The organism is Brachybacterium sp. AOP24-D1-21 (genome assembly GCF_052378665.1).
Taxonomy (GTDB): domain Bacteria; phylum Actinomycetota; class Actinomycetes; order Actinomycetales; family Dermabacteraceae; genus Brachybacterium.
Genome location: NZ_JBQSXX010000001.1, coordinates 430493 through 449910, shown reverse-complemented (window position 1 = coordinate 449910; position 19418 = coordinate 430493). Strand labels below are relative to the sequence as shown.

Below are 19418 nucleotides of genomic sequence, written 5' to 3'. Positions count from 1 at the left end.
ACAATGGGCCTCATCGGACTCATCATCTCCTGGATCATCATCGGCGCGCTCATCGGTCTCATCGCTCGGGCCCTCATGCCCGGCAAGCAGTCCATGGGACTCGGGACGACCATCGTCCTCGGCGTCATCGGCGCGATCGTCGGCGGTTTCATCGGCGGTCTCCTCGGTGGCTCGGGCATCAGCGGCATCATGGAGAACCCGTGGAGCCTCTGGACGATCCTGCTCGCCGTCATCGGCGCCCTGATCGTCATGTTCATCTACAGCCTCGCGACGAAGAACCGCGCCTGAGCTTCTGATTGACTGATTGACGCGTGCGCCTAAGGGCGCCGCACCCTCGACGGCGCCGTCCCGGATCTTCCGGGGCGGCGCCGTTGTCATGCCCCGGCCTGCACGCTCTCGTGCGCACTATCCCGCTCCCGCCTGCTCTCCCCGCCCCGCCCCGGCCGGCTCCCGTCTGGTCCTGCCCGGCTGTGCCCTGGTGCTTTCCTGCGCAATGAGCCAGTCTGGAGTCATGACCAATACAGCGCCCCTGATCACCGCGGATCTGGCCCGGGCTGCGCGGGCCCTCGCCCAGGTCTCCCTCCTCGACGTCTCCGAGCAGTCGGGCCTGGAGGTCGAGCACCTGCGTGGCCTGGAGCGCGGGCTCCGCGTCCTCACACCGGAGCAGGAGCAGCGGCTCCACGTCGCGCTCGAGGAGTTCGGCATCGAACTGCTGCCGGCGGATGAGCACGCCGGCTTCGGCCATGGCGTGCGTCAGAAGTTCAATCCGCGCACCGTGAAGCGGCTGGAGAACTGGGAGAACGAGGGCGGGCCTCCGGCGGAGGACGACATCTGAGCACGAAGCGCAGAGCCCCCGGTGCGCGGAGCCGCCAGCGCTCGGAGCTCGCGGTGCTCGAAGCCCCGGGCGCTCAGAGCGGGACGTCGGCCGTGCGCCGCCCTGCGTCCTCGACGGTGCGGCGCCCTGAGGACCAGCGGGCGGTGTCCGCCGCGAGCTCGTCGAAGTTCTCGGGCGCGACCAGCACCGTCAGCAGCGCGCTGCGGGCGGAGTACTGCGTCGGCACGACCGCAGCGCCACGGGCGGCGGCCCAGAGGCGCACCGAGTTCTCGGCGATGCCGACCTCCGCCGGGGGCACCTCGATCTGCGCGATCACCAGCTCGGTGCGGCGCAGCAGGGTCGCCGCCGTGACCGCCAGCTCGACCCCGGCGGTGTAGGCGCGCACCAGCCCTCCCGCACCGAGCTTCACCCCGCCGAAGTAGCGGATCACGATCGCGAAGGTGTCCACCAGGCGCGCATGCAGCAGGGACTGCAGCATCGGCATCCCCGCGGTCCCGGACGGTTCGCCATCGTCGTTCGAGCGGTGCATCTCCGCCCGCTCCGCGGTCTCGCCCAGCACCAGCGCGGTGCAGTGATGGCGGGCATCGGGGTGCTGCGTCCGGGCCGCGCGCAGCAGAACATCGGCCTGCTCGACCTCCTGGACACGATGCAGCCGGGTGAGGAACCGGGAGCGCTTCTCGACCAGCTCGGTCTCGACATCGGCGGCGAGGACGAAGGGATCGGGCATGAAGGCGAGTCTAGGCCGCAGGGGAGCGGCCTTGCGGGCGGGCGGTAGGCGGACGGTAGCCTGGCCCCGTCGCCCTCGAGAACGTCAGGAGCTCCCCGTGACCCAGCCTCCCTCTGAGCAGCCATCGTCCCGCCCGCTGTCCCCCCAGCACGGCATCCCCGCGCAGGGCGGCATGCCCTCCCCGGGCGAGCCCGGGCGCCAGAGCACCGGCCCCCAGGGCGGCTACTCCGCGCCCGACGGCGGCTATGCAGGATCCGGCGCCGGCTACTCCGCGCCCCAGGGCGGCCCCGGCGCACCCGTGAAGAAGCCGTCCAAGGCGCCGAAGGTCCTGATCATCCTCGGCTCCGTGATCCTCGCCCTCAGCGTGATCATCGGCGTGATCCTGGCGGTGGTAGGCATCGGCGGCGCCATCGGTGACATCAGCGAGCTCGAGGAGTTCGACAGCGGCAGCGGCACAGTCATCGCCGAGGCCGACGAGACGTTCCAGATCTACGTCGAGGAGGGCACACCGACCCCGACCTGCATGGTGGACGGTCCTGCAGTCGGTGCAGGCACCTCGCAGAGCAGCAGCTTCCAGGACGGCGAGACGAGCTGGGTGTCCGTCGACTCCTTCACTGCGGAAGAGGGCGGCGAATACACCATCGACTGCGGCGGCACCCCTGTCGCGGTCGGCCCGCCGGCTTCTGTTGGAGGGATCCTGGCCGGAGTCGGCGGGATCTTCCTGGGCATCGGCGGCGGGGCACTCGGCTTCCTGCTGCTGGCGATCGGTGTGATCCTGCTGATCGTGCGTCGGCGCACGGCGTGAGCATCGAGGATCCCGCGGTCCTCCCGTTCCCCCTCGCCGCGGGGGAGTCCCTCGTGCGCAGCGGGAGTGCGAACATGCAGCGCGGCGCCGAGACGGCGGGCGGGAAGCTGTTCCTGACCACCGCGCGCCTGGTGTTCATCGCTCACTCGTTCAATGTGCGCAGCGGCCCCTCAGAGCTGCCGCTCTCACTGGTCGCCGAGGTCGGCACCGCCTGGACGAAGCTGCTCGGGGTGCTTCCGCTGCTGCCGAACTCGATCGCCATCGCCCTGCGGGACGGCACGGTGCGCAGCTTCGTGGTCACCGGCCGGGCCGCCTGGATCGCCGCGATCACCCATGCCCGCGGGGGCGGAGCACCCGCCCGCTGAATCCGCCGCTGGACACGACGCAGGACATGACGGAGCCCGGCAGGACATCGGTCCTGCCGGGCTCCGTCATGCGGGGCGCTGAGGCTCAGCGCTCAACCGTTGCCGTGCTCAGGCGTCCTCGGTGATCAGCGGGTACACGCCGTTCTCGTCGTGGACCTCGCGGCCGGTGACCGGCGGGTTGAACACGCACACGCAGCGGATCTCCTTGCGGACGCGCACCTTGTGCTTGTCGTGGTCGTTGAGCAGGTAGAGGGTGCCCGGTGCGAGCTGGTGCACCTCACCGGTGGCCAGGTCCTCGATCTCGCCCTCACCGTGGGTGATGAAGACGGCCTCGATGTGGTTGGCGTACCAGAAGTAGCTCTCGGTGCCCTCGTACAGCGTGGTCTCGTGGACGGAGAAGCCCACGCCCTCCTTGGCCAGGATGATGCGCTTGGAGCGCCAGGTGTCGGACTTGATGTCGGCGTCGGTGCCTTCGACCTCGGCGAGCGAGCGAACGAGCATGGGGGTGTCCTTCCGGTGGATGGTCCAGGTCAGGGGTTCTGCGCAGGCGTTCGGTGCCCGGCGCAGACCGTCGGCCCGCCCTCTGGTGCAGGCGGGCCGACGGAAGAGCGGTCTCAGACGGCGAGCGCCTCGTCGACGGCGGCCTCGATGATGTCCAGGCCGCGGGCGAGCAGCTCATCGGGGATGGTGAGCGCGGGCAGCAGCTTGACGACCTCGTCGGAGGGGCCGGAGGTTTCCACCAGCAGGCCCTCCTCGAAGGCGCGGGCGGCGATCTTCCCGGCGATTTCGCCATCGGGCATCTGCAGACCGCGGGCGAGGCCGCGGCCCTTGACGATCAGCTCGTGCTGGAGGTGCTTGGCGGCGATGCGGTTGAAGCGGCTCTCCACGTAGGCGCCCTTGGCGATGGTGGACTTCTCGAGCTCGTCATCGCTCCAGAACAGGTCGATCGCCTTGGTGGCGGTCGCGAAGGCGGGGCCGAAGCCGCGGAAGGTGCCGTTGTGCTCGCCGGGCTCCCAGATGTCGAGCTCGGGCTTGATCAGCGTGAGCGCGAGCGGGTGGCCGTAGCCGCTGATGGACTTCGAGAGGGTCACCATGTCCGGCTCGATCCCGGCCTCCTCGAAGCTGAAGAACCCTCCGGTGCGGCCACAGCCCATCTGGATATCGTCCACGATCATCAGGATGTCGTGCTTCTTGCACAGCGCGGAGAGGCCGCGCAGCCAGTCCGCGCGGGCGGCGTTGATGCCGCCCTCGCCCTGGACGGTCTCGACGATCACGGCGGCGGGCTTGTTCAGGCCGCTGCCGTCGTCGGAGAGCAGGCTCTCGAGGTACATGAAGTCCGGAACGACCTGGCCGAAGTAGTCGTCGAAGGGCATCGGGGTGGCGTGCACCAGGGGGATCCCGGCGCCGCCGCGCTTCATCGAGTTGCCGGTGACGGACAGGGCGCCGAGGGTCATGCCGTGGAAGGCGTTGGTGAAGCTGATGACGGACTCGCGCCCGGTGACCTTGCGGGCCAGCTTCAGCGCGGCTTCGACGGCGTTGGTGCCGCCGGGGCCGGGGAAGGCGACCTTGTAGTCCAGGCCGCGGGGCCTCAGGATCTTCGCGTCGAAGGTCTGCAGGAACTCGCGGCGGACGTCGGTGAACATGTCCAGGCCATGCACGACCCGGTCCTCGAGGTAGTGGTCGATGACGACCTTCTTGAGCTCGGGGTGGTTGTGCCCGTAGTTCATGGTGCCGGCGCCGGCGAAGAAGTCGATGTACTCGCGGCCGTCCTCACTGGTGAGCACGGAGCCCTTGGCGTGGGTGAACACGGTGGGCCAGCCGCGCGAGTAGCTGCGGACGCCGGACTCGAGCTCGGTCGGGTCGACGGTGGGGGCGCTGACCTCGTCGGTCAGCTCGGGCTTCGCGGTGGTCTCGGTCGGTGCAGTCATGGTCATGACATCTCCCTGGGTGGTGGTTCGTTGGTCTGTGGATGGCGCGAGGGCGTACGGAAGCGCCCGCGCCGACGGGTGGTTCGGAGGAGCCCGGGTTCAGGTCCCGGCGTGCAGTCCGCTGATCACATGCAGCAGCTCGGCGCCGTGGCCGGGGTCCGGGAAGTGCGCCTCCTCGAAGAGGGGCTCGATCGTGTGCTCGGCGCCATGGCGCTCGGCGAAGGAGGCGAACAGCCGCTGGGACGCGGCGTTGTCCGCCGTGATGGTGGTCTCCAGCGTGGCGACCTGCGGGAGGTCCGCCAGCAGGGCGTCGAGCAGGCGGGCGGCGAGGCGCTGCCCGCGCTGGGACTCGTCCACGGCGATCTGCCAGATGAACAGGGTCTGCGGCGCTGAAGGTCGCAGGTAGCCGAGCACGAACCCGACAGCTTCTCCCTCACGCACCGCCAGGCGGGTGGTCGCCGCGAAGTCGCGGGCCATCAGCAGGTAGGCGTAGGAGGTGTTCAGGTCGAGCGTGCCGCTGTCGCGGGCGATCCGCCACATGGCGGCGCCCTCCTCCATGGTGGGAGGGCGGAATTCCAGGTCGGAGCCTGGTCCGGTCGTCTTCTCGGAGGTGGACGGGTGGTCTGCGCTGTGCGTCATCAACGGGCCCATATCGCCGTCAACGGTATCGAGAGCGGTGACGCTTGTGCAGTCCCCCGGGGGGTTGCGGGGGGCCATCCTCGGAGTGTCGTGACGCAACTGTGACTGTCCGGCGTCCGGGAATCAGATTGTCGGACAACTGTGGACTATTCATGGCGACCTGGGGCGATGCCGTCTTTGAGCAGGCGATTCGCGTGCCCGGCGTACAGCGGCTGTGGTGTGCGTCACGTGACCGCGATGCGGGACACAGCTTCGCGTGCCTGTACACGCGCGGGTACAACGCTGTCTCGCCGGGTGATCCAGCAGGGAGCGGGTCCGGTCCCTGCGTGAGCCGCCTCGATACTCTCGTGCCCATGAACCCCCTCGAAACACTGAACGAGTTCCTCGGAAATGCTGAGGGCTGGCTCTGGACCTGGGCAGGGATGCCCGTGGTCGTGGTGCTCGGTCTCTACTTCACGATCCGCACCGGTGCGGTGCAGCTGCGGATGATCCCGGCGATGCTCGGCGCCATCACCCAGAAGGCGCAGCGCGAGCCGGTGGGCAGCGGGCGTAAGCGCACCGAGCGCACCAAGTCCCTCAGCGCCTTCCAGGCCTTCTCGGTCTCCGCCGCCGCCCGCGTGGGCACCGGGAACATCTCCGGCGTGGCCGGGGCGATCTTCTTGGGCGGGCCGGGCGCGCTGCTGTGGATGTGGATCATGTGCGTCGTCGGCGGTGCGGCGAGCTTCATCGAGTCCACCCTCGCGCAGCTGTGGAAGACCCGCTCTGCGGACACCTACAAGGGCGGCCCCGCGTTCTACATCCACCGCGGGCTGGGCAGTCGCGGCTTCGGTGCGTTCTTCGCGATCCTGTTCATCTTCTGCTTCGCCTTCGCCTTCACCTCGCTGCAGGCCAACACCATCGTCGATGCCGTCTCCGGCGCCGTCGCGCTCTACACCGATCCTGAGGGCCTGTCCTGGCTCCCGATCGTGCTGGGCGTGGTGCTCGCGCTGCTCACCGCCGGGATCATCTTCGGCGGCATGCGCCGGGTGGCTTCGGTCGCGCAGAGAATGGTGCCGATCATGGCTCTGATCTACCTGATCATCGGCATCATCATCGTCGGCATGAACCTCGGCGAGCTGCCCCGGGTGCTGGGCCAGATCGTCACCGAGGCATTCAACCCGCAGGCCGTCATCGGCGGCGGCATCGGTGCCGCCATCGTCAACGGCGTCCAGCGCGGCATGCTCTCCAACGAGGCCGGCATGGGCTCGGTCCCCAACGTCGCCGCCACCGCCTCGGTGAGCCACCCGGTCAAGCAGGGCCTGGTGCAGACCCTCGGCGTCTACTTCGACACCCTGCTGATCTGCTCGATCACCGGGTTCATCGTGCTGGTCTCCTTCCCCGACGTCTCCGTCGGCGGAGAGGGCCTGATGATGGTGCAGGAGTCCTTGGCCTCCAACCTCGGCTCCTGGGCCGCGGTGCTGCTCGCCGTGATCATGTTCCTGCTCGCCTTCACCTCGGTGCTGGGGAACTTCTCCTACGGCGAGGCGAATATGCACTTCCTGACCGCCAAGCGCGGCTGGCATGTTGCCTTCGGCGTCGCCGTGGTGGCGCTGGTGTTCCTCGGCTCCGTGATTGCGGTGGACCTCGCCTGGACCATCGCCGGGGTGTCCATGGTGTTCATCGCCCTCATCAACCTGGTGGTGATCGCGATCCTCACGCCCACGGCGGTCACGCTGCTGAAGCACTACAACGCTCAGCGCGCGCAGGGCCTGGACCCCATCTTCCTGGCCTCCGACCTGCCGGAGATCAAGAACGTCGAGGTCTGGGAGGATGTGGACGTCAGCGACTACGTGCGGGAGCGGGAGCCGGCCAGCGCTCGCTGAGCCGCCCGGGGGTGCGCTGCGCCGGTGGTGCGCCGTCCGACGCCGGGGAGGTGGGCCACTCCCGCCTCCCCGGCGTCCTCGGCACCGCTCGCGCGCCGCTAAGATGATCTGGCCCGCTCGGCGGGCACGGGCCTGTAGCTCAGTGGTAGAGCATCGGACTTTTAATCCGCGGGTCGAGGGTTCGATCCCCTCCGGGCCCACTGCTGGTCAGGGCGAGAAAGTTTCCCTTAGGGGAAGGGCTCCGAACCGGCGTTGACAGCAGCTTTGACAGCAACGCGGCTGTGCGGGCGGAGCTCGAAGTGGTACGGGACCTGTTGAGGTGGCGAACTTTGAGCTCGCACGCTGAGCACTCAGGAGGCCATGACCACCATCAGCGCTTCCGCCTGGAGAGCATCTCTCCTGTAGCCGATGCCCAGAGAGCGGCGCTCGTGCGTCACGCGGAGAATCTCGTGAAGGATGCAAGCGGTCCGCACGCAGGTGGCCAACCAGGTCGTATTGCTGGTGACGCGGAACGAGGCGCCGATGTCGTCCCTCGTGCCTTCGATCTCCTCGCGGTCCGTTAACGCAACGGTTGCCCAGGATTTGTTGTGTGCGATGCCGCTGGTGAGCTGCCAAATGGCGGTGTTAATCCCGTCAGCACCGTGCTCTTTGTCAACGGTTCGGATGATGTGACTGTAAGTCAGATGATCCTTCAATGACTTCACTACGACACCTGCCGCTTCCGCGCGAGCTTCCAGATTTGCCAGGCGCTTGTCGTTCGGGTTGATCTCAGAGAACGCGCGCCTGAAGCTGTGTGAGTTCTTTACATTTGAGTACTCCAGATGGAGGCTGCGTTGGATCATCGTAGAAGTGTTGCGCGCTCCGAGGCCGTATAGTCCTTGCGCGACAGCCTCAAGGGACCCTCGGACGAGGGTAAACGGCGCATAGGTGTGCTGCGCTTCCCCCTTCGTGAAAAGTGTCATCAGCGTGTGCAGATGGTCGTGCGAAGCGGAGAGGGATCTCTTGGTGGCAGCTGACAGCTCATAGGGTCGAAGTGCTGAATCCACGCGCTTGAGGCGAGTGCTCTCGACGGCATCTATGTCGAGGGGGTCGTGCTCATCCAGATTGGCGATGTATCGCATGCAGGTGCTCAAGACGCTGTACGCGGCTTCCTCGTCCGGGATCTCCAGGAGCGTCGCCGCGTGCCGGCCCGCTGCCGTCATAGGCACGTATTTCTCAAACTCGTCGTCCATAGCTCAATGATTCCCTACGCGAAGCGGTCTTAAGCAAGAGGCTCAAGTGCTGCGGATGCGGCGGAGGATCTCTTCCTCGCTCACCGGCCTCCGCCAGGCGTCCCATCCCACATGGATCTGTCGGGGGAGATCACCGTTCATCGCCGCGTGCGAGTGCGTGTGCCCGTGGAGGAGCCAATCGCCGGAAGACTCCAGCTGCCATGCGCTGAAACGGCGGTCTTCTGGGCGGTCGGTTCTGTAGGGGAAGTGGGAGAGCATCACCGGGATCCGGCCTGAGCTGCCTCCCGGAATCGTGACCCGCGCGGCCGTGCAGACGTACTCGATCCCGTTGCGCAGCAGCTCTTGCTGAGCGGCGATGGCCCGTTCGCGGAAGTGGGGGTGTGCCCGGTCGTGGTTTCCCAGGACGAGGCGGATGCGCCCGTTGAGGCGTCGGAGGGTGTCTGCGATCTCGGCGGTGTGCTTGAGGGTGAGATCGCCGAGGTGCCAGACAACGTCATCAGCGCTCACCACGCTGTTCCATGAGGCGACGATGTCTTCGTCGTGAGCGTGGACGTGCTCGAGGGTGACGTCGTCTCGGGAGCCGGCGCCGGGGGCATGCCCGCGTTGAAGAGCCATGAGGCGGTGGCCGAAGTGGGTATCGGCGGTGAAGAACGTTCGGGTGCTATCAGTGCCCATCGCGACCGTTCCTCATCTTGGCACGTTCCTTGTCCGGGCAGCCGTCCCAGCGGTCGCTGAAGTCCTTGGCGATGACGAGGGCGACGGGGAGCTCGTAGCTGGCGTCAACGGTCACGTTGACTCGAAGCGCCGCCGTTTCGAGAGCCATTCGGAAGTAGTGGCAGACCGTCCGCAGGCCCCAAAGCTCCTTCAGGATGGCGGCGACGTCGCTGTGTCTGAGGTGCTGTGGCACCGGTACCGCGACGACGTCTTCGGCGATTGCCATCAGCAGCTCGACGGTGAGCGGGCGATGGCCGCAGTCGGACCACTCGAGGCCCTCGGACTCCTGCTCCCAGATGTTGGCGACGCTCACGTGCTCCGGAGAGGGGTCGTCATCGACCAGCGGGAGGCGGCGCCACGCGTCGTCGGCGAGGGGAGGGACGCGGGCAGGATCGAGGCCGAGGTCGGCGCTGGTCCGCTTATCGGCATCGGGCTGGAGGCGTCGTGCACGGAGCACCTTTGCTCCGAAGCCCTGGTTCCAGATCGGTCGACACTGACCGATGCGTTCGTACACGTCCTCGGGCTCGAGGCGGACGCGGTCGTAGTGCTCGTCGCCGAAGAGGACGATGCGCCCTGCGATCGGCTCCCGGTGCCACAGCCCGGTGTTGGCCACGTACGCGTACTCCGAGACTCCGTCGTCGGCGACGATAATGCCGTTCTCATCGGGGTGACTGTCGTGGAAGGCGCGGTAGAAATCGACCATCGTCAGGCGTCGCCGAGCAGTAGCGCCCAGGATTCTGCGTACTTCTCCGCGAGACGGCTCCTGGTCGTCCCGTCGAGCAGCGCGGCGCGCTCCGGATCGGTGTTGTCGATGAGGTCTGCGGTCTTCACGACTCGAGCCACTGCATGGGCGCGGATGGCCGCGAAGTAGTCGGTTCGTGCGACGTCGGGCTTCTTCGTCAGCCGGTCCACCGCTTCGAGGACGAGCTGAGGGAATCCCTGCTCGCTCAGACCCTCGAGGGTCACGTCGGTGTCCTCGACGACGTCATGGAGCCAGGCTGCCGCGATGCATTCGGTGCGGAGATCGGCCGGAGCGATGAGCGCTGCGCGCTCCGCGACGCGACGGGGATGGTCGATGTAGTCCAGGCCAGACTTGTCGGTCTGCCCGGCATGGGCTCGGTGCGCGATGGCTTCGGCTCGTTCGATGGGATCCAAGGGGAACCTCCTAAGGTTCTATGTGCGGGGGATGGGGTCGACGCGCCAGGGGGTGTTCCACTCGGGCGTGCCGTCGGACCGTTCATTGTGAAGCTGAGCATCGACGACGAGGGAGTGCTCGTCCGTGCCGGTGCCAGCGTTGAACTTGGTGATGGACGCGGCGCGGAAGATGAATGACCCTCGCGTGTGGATGCCCCGACGGGCGAGGCGGATGAACTCCCGAGCTTCGTCGATCCTCAGAAAGAAGACCCCCTGCGATGCGCCGTTCAGGGAGCGCCATGCTGCGATGAAGCCCACCTCGATCTGGCAGTCGTCAGTGTGGCGCCGCCTCGGCATCCGGTCGACGTACAGGATCGGCCCCGGAAGCGCGGTGGTGGCATAGGACGGAATCCGGGAACTATGCGGAGTTGCACGGTCCTCACGCTCCGGGTTGCTGCCCAAGAACGAGTGCTCGGACAGGTCGCTCACGGCGATGGCCCCGAGGACCCGGAGAGACGGAACGAGCGGGTGTCGCATGATGCTTCTCCTCGTCGGATCGGTGTGTGGAAACCTAGGCGGATACGTTCGTAAATGCAAGATGACCTGCGGATTCGTAGTTTCGTACTTACCGAACCTCGGAGTCTCGTAGATTCGTATTCTCGGCACCGAAGAGCGCGTCCATGCGCTTCGCGGACTCGTCCTGGAGGGCCGGGATCACGTGCGAGTAGGTGTTCATCGTGACCGCGATGGCGGAGTGCCCCAGCAGCTCCATGACGACGCGAGGAGCGACGCCTTCCGCGAGCAGCAGCGAGGCGCAGGTGTGGCGAAGGTCGTGAAGTTTGACCCGACGGAGCTTGGCCTTCTTCAGCAGCGCCTCGAACGCACGGTTCACGTTGCGGGGCTCGATCGGGGTGCCGGCCTGGGAGGTGAACACGAGCGTCGTCGGGTCGACGGGCAGCCCGAGCGAAGCAATCTTCTCTCGCTCGGAGGTGCGGTGCCGAGTAAGTGCGTCGATGCAGAAGCCGGGGATCACGACACGACGCCGGGAGGTGTCCGTCTTGGGACTCTTCAGCCGCAGCTCACCCCGCGAGCGTTGGAGGGACTGGGCGACACGGAGGTAACCGTTCTCGAGGTCGATGTCGCCCCAGCGGAGGCCCAGTGCTTCGCCGCGACGGAGGCCGAGGCCCACGTACAGCGTCCACAGAGCCTCCCAGGAGCTCCCCTTAGCAGCCTTGAGGAGCTTGCGGGCTTCGTCGGGCGTCAGGGGCTCGACGTCCTGCTTCGGAGGCGTGGGGACGACTACGAGCTTCGCGACGTTTCGGGGCACGAGGTCCTCACGCATCGCGTGCTGAAGCGCCGAACGCAGGATCGCGTGCAGCTGCTTGACCGTGGCCGGACTCTTCCCCTCACGTGACTTGATCGCGAGGAAGGCGCGGATGTCCGACGCCGTGAGCTGGCCGAGCCGCTTCGCACCCAGTACGGGGACGAGGTGATTGCGGATGTACCCCTCGTAGGTCTGGAACGTCGCGGGGCTGAGCCGTGCCTCTTGGACGTCCCGCATCCAGGTCTCGAGGAACTCCTTCACCGTGAGCCGGCTCGGAGTGGCAGCAATGCCGGCGCGGGACTTGTCCTGAAGCGCGGCGAGCTTGTCGTAGGCCTCCTTGCGGGTCTTCCCGTAGACGGCTTTGCGCTTGCGGGTGCCTTCCGGGGTGAGGACGTAGGCAGCGCCTGTCCATCGACCATCTTGGCGACGGTAGACGCTGCCTTCCCCGTTCGAGCGGCTCATGCGACGACGGGAGCCGGTTCGAGATTCTCGACGTAGGCGAGAAGATCGACGGCCTTGATCAGTCGGGAGCGACCGAGCTTGACGCTGGGCAGCTCACCGCAGCGCATCAGGTCGTACACCCGGGTCTTCGAGACGCTGAGCCGATCAGCGACCTCGTCAGCTGTGAAGCAGAGCTTCTCCATGATTCTTTCCTTTCTCGTGGGGTTGACGTGCAGCGCGGCGAGCGTCTTTCCACTCGCGTGCTGCGTCAGCGGCGGAACGGGCAAGTTCGGCATCGCCGGGGGTGAGCCAGCCTTGGCCTACGAAGCGGAATTCGTTGAGCACGACGGTGTGTTCGACGGCGTCGAGGGAGTCGTCGACAGCCACGGGGTTCTCGCGAGTCTCGAGCTGCTCGCGGTCACGGTGGTACTTCCGCCGGGCGTCGCGGAGCGTGCCGAGGGTGGTCGAGAATCGACGGGACTTGCTGGCGAAGTGCCCACGGAAGCCGAGGGCATCGGCCCACTTCCCGAGGAGCGCATAGGGGCTGGAGAACCCGTCAGTGAGGAGCGCCCGGCCGCACAGCTCGAGGCAGGTCTCGCGAAGCTGCTTCAGGTGGCGATTTGGCGTGCCCTCCGTGGCGACATCACCCGCTGACTTGGTGGCGTACTTCGCGAGGTAGGCGGCCACCATCTCGGGGGAGACGTCGCCGTCCTCGTCGGTGTGGCGCTGAACGGGCCGAGCGTCGGCCTGACGTCCGAAGCGGAGCACGCGAGCGGAGTCATAGGCGTCGACCGGAGCAGCATCGACCTCGACGTCCCGCGCGGCCTCGAGACAGCGCTCTGCGAGCCAGGAGGCGGGGACGTCGACAGAGGGGGAAGGGAAGGGCTCCTCGTCCGTCGGAGCGCCGTCGAGCCGCACGAGTGCGTGCAGGTGGATCGCCCCGCGCTTCTGATACTCACCAACCTTGGCGAACTGCACGCGAAGGAGATCCCTCGAAGCTTTCTCGCTCATGCCGAGGTGAGCCGCGACGAGGCGGCGCAGCCGGATCGTGAACCGCCGCCACAGTTCGGGACAGTGCCACTGCCAGACCGTCTGCCCCTCGTAGTCGTAGCAGTCCCGGCACAGCGCCTGACCGACCCGAGCATCATCGACGTCGTGGTGCTCCGTGCAGCGACGAGGGCGACCGTGCTCGCACACCCCCGGCGCAGCGTTGACGGTGCACGGCCGAGGCTGGACACCGGGACGAGTCGACGAGTGCACAGTGCCGAACGAGGGGGCTGTCAGGGTGAGGAACACCAGCGGGTGAGTGGAGACGCTCTCGGGAACCCCCTTATCTCCACCGGAGACGCCTGCCGAGAGGAGGTGCCACATGTCGCCCTGGTACTCGTGGGAGCACGAGGGGCAGCGGGAGGCGCGTCGATTGCCGCAGCGGACGTAGAGAACGCTGTCGGGCAGGTCGCGGCTGTCGAAGGTGTGGAGGTGCTGCCCGGTCCGTCGGTCGAAGGTGCTGGCCTGTCCGAAGAGGCGGACCGGGCGGGAGCAGAACCCGGTCGAGGCGGCCTGCTTGGACCAGTCTTCGAAGCAGTCGGAGAGCATCCGCGTCAGTGCGGTGGGGTCGTCCACGTCGAGGGAGTAGAGATCGGTGTCGCTCACGATGCTGCTCCTTCGGTGTCTGGCTTGGTCCGGGGGCGAGACCGTGAGCTGCGGGGCTTCTCAGTCGGTTCCGGGACGATCACGGGAATCGTCGAGGGTGCGGGGAACCGTTCGGCTGCAGCCCGAATCAGGTCGTCATCGACGAAGGCGGCGCGCACGCGGATCGGTTCCGAGCCGTCTTCGGGAACCACGTAGCCGATGCCTGGCGAGGCGAGCGGGATCTTGTGGCAGAGGGCGCCGGAAGCGACCGCACCGTCACCGAGGACCATGGAGGTCTCCTCGCGATCGCGGAGCCGGAGTCCGACCATCTGGGTGAAGAGGCCACGGTTGGGGATCGTCTCCTTCCGGGGATCCTGGAGGCAGGCGACCACGGTGTAGCCGACGGCGCGGCCCTGGGAGCAGAGCAGCGACATCGCGGTGCGGGCGCGGGACTTGAGGTCGCGGTCTTCGATGTACGACGTGAGAGCGGCGACCTCGTCGATGAGGACGACGACGAGGGGTTCGTCGGCGCTTGCTGTGTGCTGGCGGGTGTTCCCGGCCATTCGTTCGAGGCGAGCACTCATGGCGTCGACCGCCTCTTCGAGGACCACCACAGCTTCAGCGGGAGTCACGGCGTAGCGGGTGAACAGGTACTTGCCCATTCCCAGCTCGACGCCGCCCTTGAGGTCGATCCCGTGGACCTGTGCTTCACCGCGAGCAATGGCGGGAGCGAGACCGATGGTGACGCCCCAGACCAGGGACGCCTTCCCGGAGCCGGAGGAGCCAGCGACGAGGGTGTGCGTGCCTGCGACGCGGAGCCACCAGTCTTCGTCTCGCGTGTCGACGCCCATCCATACAGAGCGCGCGTCCCACGGCTCTTCGGCGTCAGGGAGCCCGCGGGCAACAGTCTCGGCGAGGGCATCGCCGAAGGTGAAGCTGAGAGTGGGGGAGAGGTCTCCGGTCACTCGGAGGTTCGTCGCGCCTACCGTGGTTCGAAGGCGCTCCGTGACGGCCTGGAAGTCCTCCACTGTTTGACCGGTTAGCAGCCCTGGTATGAGGACGAGTTCGCCGCGCTGCCAGCGCTTGCTTGCAATGGTGGGAACGCGAGTGTGCTTCTGCCCCGCGCGATCGATGCTGATGGAGGAGAGCCCGCACTCTTCCATGAGCAGCGGCCAGGTCTCGAGCAGGTCGAGCCAGAGTTCCCGGCGCTGGAGCGGGCGAGAGATTGCCTTGAAGTATGTCTCTGGGTAGAACCGGGCCCAGAGCACGAAGTAGAGCGCGATGGCACCTACGACCGCGAAGGGCTTCCAGCTCACGAGGAGGTCGGCCGCGAGCCAGGTGAACATCCCGACGACGAACCAGAACCGGTGGAACCAGCGCACGTGACCCCACAGGGCCGTAGCGATCCAGCGCAGTTCGGCGAGGCCGAAGCGGAAGGCGAGGGAAGCGGTGTGCATGGCTCACGCACCTCCGAACGCCAGCTGCCAGCTGAGCGGGACGACCTGCCAGAGCAGGATCCCGATCGCAGCGACATTGAACAGACGCATCGCCTTCCGCTCCATGATCACGCCGCCTCGGTGCTCGAGGTGCGAGCGGAAGCCTTGGCCTCGGCAAAGCCCGTGGCACGCAGCGAGTACGCGATCTTCGGGAAGTTCCCGTTGGTGTCGACGTACGGCGTGAGGGTGAGCCCCTCGAAGGCGACTGCGCGGAAGGGGCCGGTGGTCGGTCCCTTGGGCGGTACCGGCTGATGGTCGGCGGAGACCTTCACGGTCACCTCGGCCTGTCCCTTGCGGCTCTCGGGGTCCGGATCGAGCACCCGGACCTGCCAGACACGCAGGCCCGAGATCTTGTCCCGCTGCTGGGGGTCGACCTCGCCGGCCCTCTTCTTGTCGAAGTCATCTGCGGCGATGACCTCACCGATCATGTATGCGCCCTGGGGGAACACGTCCTCCATCTGGATGGGGAAACGGGTCTGGACTGCCATGGTCACTCCTAGTGATTGGACAACGTCAGAAGTTATCCCTAGTGATAACTTCTGAGTTGAGCCTCGCATGGGTGGCGGACCGTGTCAACTAGGGATAGCCTTACGACTCCAGCTACACCTAGGTGAGGACCGATGGTCGCCAAGTTCATGCAGATCGCTGACGAGCTACGCGCTCGAATCGATGAGGGGGAGTACCCCGAGCAGTCCGCGTTGCCCAAGCAGGCCGAGCTCGCTCAGGAGTTCTCTGTCAACGTCAATACGATGGCCTCGGCGCTGAAGCTTCTCGAGCGCGAGGGCCGCGTGCAGTCGAGAAGGAGTCGTGGGACGGTCGTCCTCCCGAAGGTCCCACTCCAGAAGGGTGGATCCACGTCGTACCACCGGAGCCAGTGGACCACTCGGCGCTCGGACAGCACCGTTCAACGGTCCAACTCTGGAGAGAGCGCTGTTCCTACCGAGCTGACGACTGTCGGGGTCGCCTCCGTGGACGAGGGCATGGCGAAGCGGCTGAATATGGTGCCGGGAGATGACCTGGTGATCCGTGTGAGCGTTATTCGTGACTCCGATGGAGCCGTAACTCAAGTTCTAAAAAAGCACTATGCGTACGCAATAGCCAAAGGAACCCTGCTGATGAGCGAGGAGTCCGGTCCGGCAGACACCTGGCGAGAATTTCGCATCTTGACCGATGTTGGTTTTGAACCCGTGACCATTGACGAACGGCTGCATTCACGTCTTCCGGATGCAGACGAAACCAGGCTAATGGAAGTATCGGTCGGGGAGCCTATTGTCGAAGTTCGACGCCGAGTATATTCTGCTTCGGCATTCCCTATTGAGTACTCGGTAGCACTTTATCGGGCAAGCCGGTTTCAGTGGAACTATACATTCGAGGTCGCAACAGGGGGTCAGTCATGACTATTCGAAGTATCGGCGAGCACCGCCGGCGCCGCTCCATGGAAGATGGAGATGTGTCTAGTTTAGCTCTGGAGCCGATCGGATCCTTCAGCTCAAGGGTGACTCGAGACGCAAATGCTATCGAGCGAAACGGGGAGTCGGTCTTCGCGATGAATGACGTCCCAAGCGGATGTGCGAGCACGGAGACCATCGAGATTATGTTCGCCGATGGAACGTGGATGCTGTGCGATAGTCAGGAGCTAATGCCGCTGCAGAGGTCTGAGTCTTGATTGTCAGATATCATGAAGCACTCGCGTCGGAGCGCAGAGAAAATTGAACTGCAAACAATATTTTCCGGCAAGTCATTCCTTGTGTACTAACGGGGGTATTTCCAACTCCGCGTCAGCTTTCGACATCCGGGCAATGTCCCATCGATATTTGGGTCGGACAAAATTCGCGACGAGCTGAGTGATACTCTCCGGACTGGCCAACCCGACCGTAACTCCTCCGAGGGCGCGCTCTCGATGGACCGGAACGAGCTCTCGCGGTCCTATCGAGAGGCCTGTGACCTCTCGGAAGGCGGGCGCGAGCTGTTGAGCATAGAACGCTGCCTGATACTGCCCGTGGGCAACGTAGCCCGGATCGAGACTCTCGCTTGGGAACTTGCACTCAAGGACCAGCGCGCGGTCCCCAGCCCTCGCAAGCAGGATGTCTGGGCGGATATTCCGCGCTTGGAAAGGGAACCCCTCGCTCGAGGTAAGCGTGGCAGCCAGCGCACGGTAACCGTCCGTTAATCCGTATTCCGCCCAGCAATTTGCTGCCTCGCACCAAAGCTCCCAAGGGTCCTCACCGGGCATCTGAAGTTGATAGACGGGACCGCGCGTCATGTAGCCGATTGGACGCAAGCTGGTGACCGTCATTCCGAGGGACTGGGCGCAATCCAGGATGAGCCCGAGAACACTCAGCTGGAACAGTGACTCAGGGAAACCGTCCGGGCGCAGCAACCGTCGTGCGAGCGCCTCTGAGCCGCCTCTATCCAATGCCGTGAAGACTTCTGCCACGTCAGCGACGGCATTCCATGGCCAGCCTGCGCCTCGAACAGCACGTATTGTCTCCCGTGAAGGTCTGGACTCGTCAGACTCTTCGAGGAGTTCCAGGATCGGAAGTGTTTGGCGGATCTTCGCCTCAACGTCACTGGCAAGCGCCTCAGGGCCATCTACTACCGGACCAACCAGGCTCTGGGAAGCAGCAAAGGCGTCCTCGAGGCGGCCGAGCGTCCACGCGAGTACGGACAGCGTTCCCTGATCGGTTGAACGGTGCCTCCGACGAATCGCGAAGGTGTCCGGGGGCCACCCACGACGTCGGGTCTTTCCCCAGTCAACTCGAGTTTTCGGGACGTCCGACCAGAACCTGTGTCTGTGCGAGAGTGTCGGCAGGTGGTCCTGCCACCCTTTGGCATTTTTCGGCCAGCGGCGAAGGAGTGGACTGCACTCAAGGAGTAGTATTCTCATCGCTCTCTGTTCGACATCCTTGGCGGACCACTTCCGGGCCAGAGAATCTGGCGCTACGGCCGCGATAGCGTTGAAGAGGTTTCCGGTTCCAGACCACTCTGATAGAACTCGAAGAAGTCCGTCTTCATGAATCGCCAGGCCAGATGAGTTAGTCACATCAAGCTCTCATCGCAAACAGGCTCTCCTTCACCCAAGCCCAATTGGCAGGGTTCAGAGCTTTGTTGGCGGCGATGCTCATACTGAGCTCGTCGAGAAGATCCGGTTCATACTTGGAAACAAGGTTGCCAACGGAGATAAGGTACGCCTCGGCGAGAAGATCCTCAAGTAATTCCGAGCTGCGCCCGCCGTAGTCTGCGCTTGAATCTCCTTCGGACTCCGGTGCCGCAACCATCACTCCCTGCTCAGAGGAGTGTGCTTCGCCTGCCGGTCGCATCTGGACAGGATTGTTGTCGGCACTTACACCGTCGTAAGCAGCCATCTGCAAGCCCTTCTCGACGTACGCAGGCACGTCTACAAGCAGGCCTGGGCCGATCTGAGCGTCTTCCACCGCCAAATGCGCCGCATACAGTCGCGTAACTCGCTCTGTGAACCAGTCCAACAAACTCTCATCTACGACGTGGCCTGCGATGATGCGTTCGAAATCAGCCCTCGAAGCGGGAGGGACGGGCACGTGCTTGAAGCGACGACTAAGTGCTTGGCCCATCCGGAAAACTCGCTGCGCGTCCACTGCGTTGTACGTTCCGAGCACGCGCCACTCGGTTCCTGCCGAGTACTCAATAGAAGGCGGGGTATCGATCTCGCGAACCTCGGACTCGGCCTGCTCTATCCAATCAAGGTATACGGGCACAGCCGGCTTATCGATTTGCCTCCTGCTGCCCACCCTTACTTTCTTTCCCGAAAGCCAGGTGAGGACGCCGCCTAAGACTCGATCCATATCGGCCCTGTTCGTCTCGTCGAGAACCAGCCACTGATTGAGTCTTATTGCCTGGAGAAGGTCGCCTTCTACACTGCTTATTTCGCCGTTCTCGACCGTCTCGCCAAGCACGAGCTTTTCGAAGGTCCACTCTTCTTCGGGTGTAACCCACGAGGTATCGATCCCATCGCTAGTGAATCCAAATCTCGCCGGGTCCCGATCGATCTTGTCGACGATCTGTTCAAGAATCTCGGTCTTCCCGGTACCGGGAGGGCCGACGAGAAGAACCGCACGCGAAGAGGCAATGGCTACTTCCACCATGCGTTCCACTCGTGCCGCTAGCTGGATCTCCACGACTCGGGACACATTGCGGCGAGCTGAAGCCGCTTCTCTGCGACGATAGCGCTCATAAGCCTCTACGCCTTCGAGCGCTGCTGCGCGGAGGCGTTCAAAGGACTCTGTGTCGGCGAAGGGATTGCTCAAA

The 19418-nt window shown here is 65.4% G+C and carries 21 protein-coding genes and 1 tRNA gene; 7 read left to right on the top strand and 15 right to left on the bottom strand.

Going from position 1 to position 19418, the window contains the following annotated elements; translation table 11 throughout:
- The first annotated feature begins 3 nt into the window (after window positions 1-3).
- Together ACT3UF_RS02165 and ACT3UF_RS02160 are read left to right on the top strand one after the other, a co-directional pair.
- Window positions 4-288 (top strand): GlsB/YeaQ/YmgE family stress response membrane protein, encoded by a 285-nt coding sequence (locus ACT3UF_RS02165; RefSeq protein WP_441443086.1) that lies wholly within the window; start codon window positions 4-6, stop codon window positions 286-288.
- A gap of 223 nt (window positions 289-511) precedes the next feature.
- The gene (locus tag ACT3UF_RS02160) at window positions 512-835 is read left to right on the top strand and encodes a hypothetical protein (protein WP_442331856.1); all 324 of its coding nucleotides are present in this window, start codon (window positions 512-514) and stop codon (window positions 833-835) included.
- 73 nt (window positions 836-908) lie between these two features.
- Here the strand turns inward: ACT3UF_RS02160 and ACT3UF_RS02155 are convergent, their stop codons facing one another.
- Window positions 909-1562, bottom strand: a complete 654-nt coding sequence (locus ACT3UF_RS02155; RefSeq protein ID WP_441443084.1) for an IMPACT family protein — start codon at window positions 1560-1562, stop codon at window positions 909-911.
- 97 nt (window positions 1563-1659) lie between these two features.
- On the opposite strand from ACT3UF_RS02155, the gene ACT3UF_RS02150 reads away from it, so the two are divergent.
- On the top strand, window positions 1660-2367 hold the full coding sequence (locus tag ACT3UF_RS02150; protein ID WP_441443083.1) for a hypothetical protein: 708 nt from the start codon (window positions 1660-1662) through the stop codon (window positions 2365-2367).
- A complete protein-coding gene (locus tag ACT3UF_RS02145) occupies window positions 2364-2732 on the top strand; it encodes a GRAM domain-containing protein (protein ID WP_441443082.1) in 369 nt (122 codons plus the stop codon). The genes ACT3UF_RS02150 and ACT3UF_RS02145 overlap by 4 nt, the downstream gene beginning before the upstream one ends.
- A gap of 108 nt (window positions 2733-2840) precedes the next feature.
- On the opposite strand, the gene ACT3UF_RS02140 is transcribed toward ACT3UF_RS02145, so the two are convergent.
- From ACT3UF_RS02140 to ectA, 3 genes are all read right to left on the bottom strand, one after another.
- Window positions 2841-3233: an ectoine synthase gene (locus ACT3UF_RS02140; RefSeq protein WP_345076709.1), complete on the bottom strand. Its 393-nt coding sequence runs from the start codon at window positions 3231-3233 to the stop codon at window positions 2841-2843.
- A gap of 113 nt (window positions 3234-3346) precedes the next feature.
- Entirely contained in the window at window positions 3347-4666 is a 1320-nt protein-coding gene (gene ectB / locus ACT3UF_RS02135; protein WP_442331857.1) for a diaminobutyrate--2-oxoglutarate transaminase, read from the bottom strand.
- Window positions 4667-4759: 93 nt separating this feature from the next.
- Window positions 4760-5377 (bottom strand): diaminobutyrate acetyltransferase, encoded by a 618-nt coding sequence (ectA, locus tag ACT3UF_RS02130; protein ID WP_442331858.1) that lies wholly within the window; start codon window positions 5375-5377, stop codon window positions 4760-4762.
- Between the two features lie 275 nt (window positions 5378-5652).
- Between ectA and ACT3UF_RS02125 the strand changes: the two genes are divergently transcribed.
- A complete protein-coding gene (locus ACT3UF_RS02125; protein WP_441443079.1) occupies window positions 5653-7161 on the top strand; it encodes an alanine/glycine:cation symporter family protein in 1509 nt (502 codons plus the stop codon).
- Between the two features lie 128 nt (window positions 7162-7289).
- Window positions 7290-7361, top strand: a tRNA-Lys gene (locus tag ACT3UF_RS02120).
- A 150-nt stretch (window positions 7362-7511) separates the two neighbouring features.
- On the opposite strand, the gene ACT3UF_RS02115 is transcribed toward ACT3UF_RS02120, so the two are convergent.
- From ACT3UF_RS02115 to ACT3UF_RS02070, 10 genes are all read right to left on the bottom strand, one after another.
- Window positions 7512-8393, bottom strand: coding sequence for a hypothetical protein (locus ACT3UF_RS02115; RefSeq protein ID WP_444601550.1), 882 nt, complete (start codon window positions 8391-8393; stop codon window positions 7512-7514).
- 42 nt (window positions 8394-8435) lie between these two features.
- Window positions 8436-9068, bottom strand: coding sequence for a metallophosphoesterase family protein (locus tag ACT3UF_RS02110; RefSeq protein ID WP_444601549.1), 633 nt, complete (start codon window positions 9066-9068; stop codon window positions 8436-8438).
- On the bottom strand, window positions 9058-9810 hold the full coding sequence (locus ACT3UF_RS02105; RefSeq protein ID WP_444601548.1) for a hypothetical protein: 753 nt from the start codon (window positions 9808-9810) through the stop codon (window positions 9058-9060). The genes ACT3UF_RS02110 and ACT3UF_RS02105 overlap by 11 nt, the downstream gene beginning before the upstream one ends.
- A gap of 2 nt (window positions 9811-9812) precedes the next feature.
- Window positions 9813-10262, bottom strand: coding sequence for an HD domain-containing protein (locus tag ACT3UF_RS02100; RefSeq protein ID WP_444601547.1), 450 nt, complete (start codon window positions 10260-10262; stop codon window positions 9813-9815).
- A gap of 18 nt (window positions 10263-10280) precedes the next feature.
- Entirely contained in the window at window positions 10281-10778 is a 498-nt protein-coding gene (locus ACT3UF_RS02095; RefSeq protein ID WP_444601546.1) for a hypothetical protein, read from the bottom strand.
- Window positions 10779-10866: 88 nt separating this feature from the next.
- A complete protein-coding gene (locus ACT3UF_RS02090) occupies window positions 10867-12027 on the bottom strand; it encodes a tyrosine-type recombinase/integrase (protein WP_444607980.1) in 1161 nt (386 codons plus the stop codon).
- Window positions 12024-12209 (bottom strand): helix-turn-helix domain-containing protein, encoded by a 186-nt coding sequence (locus ACT3UF_RS02085; protein WP_206424813.1) that lies wholly within the window; start codon window positions 12207-12209, stop codon window positions 12024-12026. The genes ACT3UF_RS02090 and ACT3UF_RS02085 overlap by 4 nt, the downstream gene beginning before the upstream one ends.
- The gene (locus ACT3UF_RS02080; protein ID WP_444601308.1) at window positions 12184-13659 is read right to left on the bottom strand and encodes a replication initiator; all 1476 of its coding nucleotides are present in this window, start codon (window positions 13657-13659) and stop codon (window positions 12184-12186) included. The genes ACT3UF_RS02085 and ACT3UF_RS02080 overlap by 26 nt, the downstream gene beginning before the upstream one ends.
- On the bottom strand, window positions 13656-15095 hold the full coding sequence (locus ACT3UF_RS02075) for a hypothetical protein (RefSeq protein WP_444601307.1): 1440 nt from the start codon (window positions 15093-15095) through the stop codon (window positions 13656-13658). Before ACT3UF_RS02075 ends, ACT3UF_RS02080 begins: the two co-directional genes overlap by 4 nt.
- Before the next feature lie 107 nt (window positions 15096-15202).
- Window positions 15203-15622, bottom strand: a complete 420-nt coding sequence (locus ACT3UF_RS02070; protein WP_444601306.1) for a plasmid replication, integration and excision activator — start codon at window positions 15620-15622, stop codon at window positions 15203-15205.
- Between the two features lie 132 nt (window positions 15623-15754).
- Between ACT3UF_RS02070 and ACT3UF_RS02065 the strand changes: the two genes are divergently transcribed.
- On the top strand, window positions 15755-16531 hold the full coding sequence (locus tag ACT3UF_RS02065) for a GntR family transcriptional regulator (protein ID WP_444601305.1): 777 nt from the start codon (window positions 15755-15757) through the stop codon (window positions 16529-16531).
- A gap of 1647 nt (window positions 16532-18178) precedes the next feature.
- Here the strand turns inward: ACT3UF_RS02065 and ACT3UF_RS02060 are convergent.
- Entirely contained in the window at window positions 18179-19417 is a 1239-nt protein-coding gene (locus tag ACT3UF_RS02060) for an AAA family ATPase (RefSeq protein WP_444601304.1), read from the bottom strand.
- Window position 19418 lies beyond the last annotated feature (1 nt).

Bases quoted from the DNA above. Each gene is read 5' to 3' on its own strand.
- ACT3UF_RS02165 (WP_441443086.1), top strand. From the start codon at position 4: ATGGGCCTCATCGGACTCATCATCTCCTGGATCATCATCGGCGCGCTC.
- ACT3UF_RS02160 (WP_442331856.1), top strand. From the start codon at position 512: ATGACCAATACAGCGCCCCTGATCACCGCGGATCTGGCCCGGGCTGCG.
- ACT3UF_RS02155 (WP_441443084.1), bottom strand. From the start codon at position 1,562: ATGCCCGATCCCTTCGTCCTCGCCGCCGATGTCGAGACCGAGCTGGTC.
- ACT3UF_RS02140 (WP_345076709.1), bottom strand. From the start codon at position 3,233: ATGCTCGTTCGCTCGCTCGCCGAGGTCGAAGGCACCGACGCCGACATC.
- ectB (WP_442331857.1), bottom strand. From the start codon at position 4,666: ATGACCATGACTGCACCGACCGAGACCACCGCGAAGCCCGAGCTGACC.
- ectA (WP_442331858.1), bottom strand. From the start codon at position 5,377: ATGGCCCCCCGCAACCCCCCGGGGGACTGCACAAGCGTCACCGCTCTC.
- ACT3UF_RS02125 (WP_441443079.1), top strand. From the start codon at position 5,653: ATGAACCCCCTCGAAACACTGAACGAGTTCCTCGGAAATGCTGAGGGC.
- ACT3UF_RS02115 (WP_444601550.1), bottom strand. From the start codon at position 8,393: ATGGACGACGAGTTTGAGAAATACGTGCCTATGACGGCAGCGGGCCGG.
- ACT3UF_RS02110 (WP_444601549.1), bottom strand. From the start codon at position 9,068: ATGGGCACTGATAGCACCCGAACGTTCTTCACCGCCGATACCCACTTC.
- ACT3UF_RS02105 (WP_444601548.1), bottom strand. From the start codon at position 9,810: ATGGTCGATTTCTACCGCGCCTTCCACGACAGTCACCCCGATGAGAAC.
- ACT3UF_RS02095 (WP_444601546.1), bottom strand. From the start codon at position 10,778: ATGCGACACCCGCTCGTTCCGTCTCTCCGGGTCCTCGGGGCCATCGCC.
- ACT3UF_RS02090 (WP_444607980.1), bottom strand. From the start codon at position 12,027: ATGAGCCGCTCGAACGGGGAAGGCAGCGTCTACCGTCGCCAAGATGGT.
- ACT3UF_RS02085 (WP_206424813.1), bottom strand. From the start codon at position 12,209: ATGGAGAAGCTCTGCTTCACAGCTGACGAGGTCGCTGATCGGCTCAGC.
- ACT3UF_RS02075 (WP_444601307.1), bottom strand. From the start codon at position 15,095: ATGCACACCGCTTCCCTCGCCTTCCGCTTCGGCCTCGCCGAACTGCGC.
- ACT3UF_RS02070 (WP_444601306.1), bottom strand. From the start codon at position 15,622: ATGGCAGTCCAGACCCGTTTCCCCATCCAGATGGAGGACGTGTTCCCC.
- ACT3UF_RS02065 (WP_444601305.1), top strand. From the start codon at position 15,755: ATGGTCGCCAAGTTCATGCAGATCGCTGACGAGCTACGCGCTCGAATC.